General features: G+C 61.6%; 3 protein-coding genes and 1 pseudogene. All 4 read right to left on the minus strand.

Annotated elements, in window-relative coordinates; all coding sequences use genetic code 11:
• Positions 1–252: 252 nt before the first annotated feature.
• On the minus strand, positions 253–909 hold the full coding sequence (locus AC1D1P_RS20060; RefSeq protein ID WP_477674178.1) for a DUF1989 domain-containing protein: 657 nt from the start codon (positions 907–909) through the stop codon (positions 253–255).
• Positions 910–921: 12 nt separating this feature from the next.
• Complete coding sequence (locus AC1D1P_RS20065; protein ID WP_477674179.1) at positions 922–1,698, minus strand: amino acid ABC transporter ATP-binding protein; 777 nt, start codon at positions 1,696–1,698, stop codon at positions 922–924.
• A complete protein-coding gene (locus AC1D1P_RS20070; protein ID WP_477674180.1) occupies positions 1,688–2,368 on the minus strand; it encodes an amino acid ABC transporter permease in 681 nt (226 codons plus the stop codon). Before AC1D1P_RS20070 ends, AC1D1P_RS20065 begins: the two co-directional genes overlap by 11 nt.
• A gap of 129 nt (positions 2,369–2,497) precedes the next feature.
• Positions 2,498–2,729: pseudogene (locus AC1D1P_RS20075) on the minus strand (amino acid ABC transporter permease); the annotation flags it as partial.

Here is a 2,729-nt window from a genome sequence, read left to right on the forward strand (position 1 = left end):
TCACGAGGTTGCACAGGGCGAAGAAATAGAGAATGGGCGGCATGGCAGTCATGGGCAGCAGGAATCCGGTGGGCAGATCAGGGCGTAGGCATGGTTGTGGGCGAGCGGTTGGGCAACAAATTGGCCTTCAGTCCAACCGGAGTCAGCGCAAGCAGCTATCAAATTGAGAGCGAAAAAAAGACGTCCCCGCTATTGTGCGGGAACTCACCCAACCCTGCCGGAGCGGGGGAAAGGCGGCCTGGCGCGGCCCCGTCAGGTTTGCGGGATCCAGGGCCCGCTGGCGGGCAGGGTTGATGTGCTTTGCAGCACTTCCAGGTCTACCGGCTGCGGCGCGTTGTCGCCCGCACCCTGGATTTTCACGATGTCCTGCGGGCAGGCGGAAAACGCGACAAAGCAGTCCATCTCGGCGCGCAGCGTGATTGAGTCACCGGCCTTCGTCACGGTGGGCAGGGTTTTGAGTGTGATGCCGTCGGGCTGCACCCGGATGTTCATGAAGATGTTGAACGAAGCGAGGATGGCGCGTGGCGGCGTCAGGCCAAGCTCGAACATGCCTTCAAACATGTTGTCGCAGCAGTTGCGGTGGTAGCCCTTGACACCCAACAGTTCATAGCGGCGGCGGTCGCAGGCGGCCATGAAGGTGTCGTGTACGCCGGGCGTGCTGTCTTCCACCACGGTGAGGATGGGGTGGCGCTGGTTAGTGACGAAAGAGTCGCCGACGACAGGATTCAGGTGCTGGTTCCACACGCGGGTGGTTTCCATGCACATGAATTCGTTCAGGTCGTAGGCATTGAACGCCCAGCAATCGACCACCTGCGTGCCGTGGGTGTTGATGACCTTCACGGCTTGCCCGGCCTGCAGGCGCAGCGCCTTGCCGTGGCCGGCAGGGATGTGCAGGGCGCCGGGCGTCATGGATTCCCCAGGTTACTGGATCATCCCGAGGAACTGCTTCAGCTCGGCGGTTTGCGGATTCGAAAACACTTCGTCGGGCGGCCCGATCTCATGCACGCGGCCCTGGTGCATGAAGACCACTCGGTCGCAGACCTTGCGGGCGAAGTTCATCTCGTGCGTCACCATCAGCAGCGTCATGCCTTCGGCGGCGAGGCTTTCCACGACCTGCAGCACTTCACCGACGAGTTCAGGGTCCAGCGCCGAGGTGATCTCGTCGCACAGCAGCACCGAAGGCTGCATGGCCAGTGCGCGCGCGATCGCCACGCGCTGTTGCTGCCCGCCTGAAAGCTGGTCGGGCCAGGACTCGAATTTTTCGGCCAGGCCCACGCGTTGCAGCAGCGCACGCGCGTGTTTTTCTGCGGGGGCACCGGCCGTCTTCTTGACCAGCGTCGGTGCCAGCATGATGTTTTTGCCAACGGTCAGGTGCGGGAAGAGGTTAAAGCTCTGGAAGATCATGCCGACATGCTGGCGCAGCTCGCGCATGACCTGCGGACTGTCGTGCAACAGGTGCTTGCCGTCCACGCGCAGCGTGCCGCTCTGAAAGACTTCCAACCCGTTGATGCAGCGCAGCAGCGTGCTTTTTCCCGAGCCGCTTTTGCCGATGATGGCGATCACTTCGCCGGCCTTGACTTCCAGATCAATGCCCTTCAAAACCTCGTTGGCTCCGAAGCTTTTGCGAAGTTGATTGATCTCGACAAGAGTCCTGTCGGACGAAGTTGTTGCGGGGGATGATGCGACGTTAGCGTCCATTTCTGGCTTTCCTCTCAAGCTTGCGGGCATACAGGGACACGGGGAAACACAGCGCGAAGTACATCAGCGCGACGCAGCTGTACACCACAAAGGGTTTGAAGGTGGCGTTGGTGATCATGGTGCCGGCCTTGGTCAGTTCGATAAAACCAATCACCGAGGCCAGCGCCGTGCCCTTGATGACCTGCACCAGAAAGCCCACGGTGGGCGGCACGGCAATGCGCACAGCTTGCGGCAGCACGATGTACTTGAGTTGCTCGCCGAAGTTGAGCGCCAGGCTTTGCGCGGCTTCCCACTGGCCCTTGGGAATAGCGTCGACGCAGCCGCGCCAGATTTCGGCGAGGTAAGCACTGGTGTAGAGCGTGAGTGCTACCGCAGCCGCCACCCAGGCCGGCACGTTGATGCCGAAGAGYGCCAGGCCGAAGTAGGCCAAAAAAAGCTGCATCAGCAAAGGCGTTCCCTGGAACAGCAGCACATAGCCGTCCAGTGCGCGGCGCGTGAAGAGGGCCGCCTTCTGCGCGCCCGGCACTGCGCGGGTGGCTGACAGCCGGCCCACCAGCAGCAACATACCGACGATGCCGCCCCCTATGAAGGCGACGAGTGAAAGTACAACGGTCCAGCGCGCCGCGAGCAGCAGGTTGCGGAAGATGTCCCAGACTGAGAATTCAATCACGGCGATTCCTTTTGAGCGCTGGATTCTTGACGCCAGCAGGGGCCGCGGAACCGGCTTTGCCGGGCCGCAGGCGCAGCGCCCCCTCGGGGGGCAGAGAGCTACACGAAGTGAGCGAACGTGGGGGCATAGTCAGCGACCAAAAAGGAACTTCGGACCCATCCAGTTGAGGAGCTTGCGCACCGCAACGGAGAGCACCAAATAGATCAGTGTGGCGATGATGAAGGCCTCAAACGCCCGGAAGTTGCGGCCCTGGATCAGGTTGGCGGCGTAAGAGAGTTCCTGCGTCGAGATTTGCCCGCACACTGCRGAGCCCAGCATCACGATGATGATCTGGCTCACCATGGCGGGCCAGACCTTCTTG

Source organism: Polaromonas sp. P1_E1_2 (assembly GCF_056406035.1).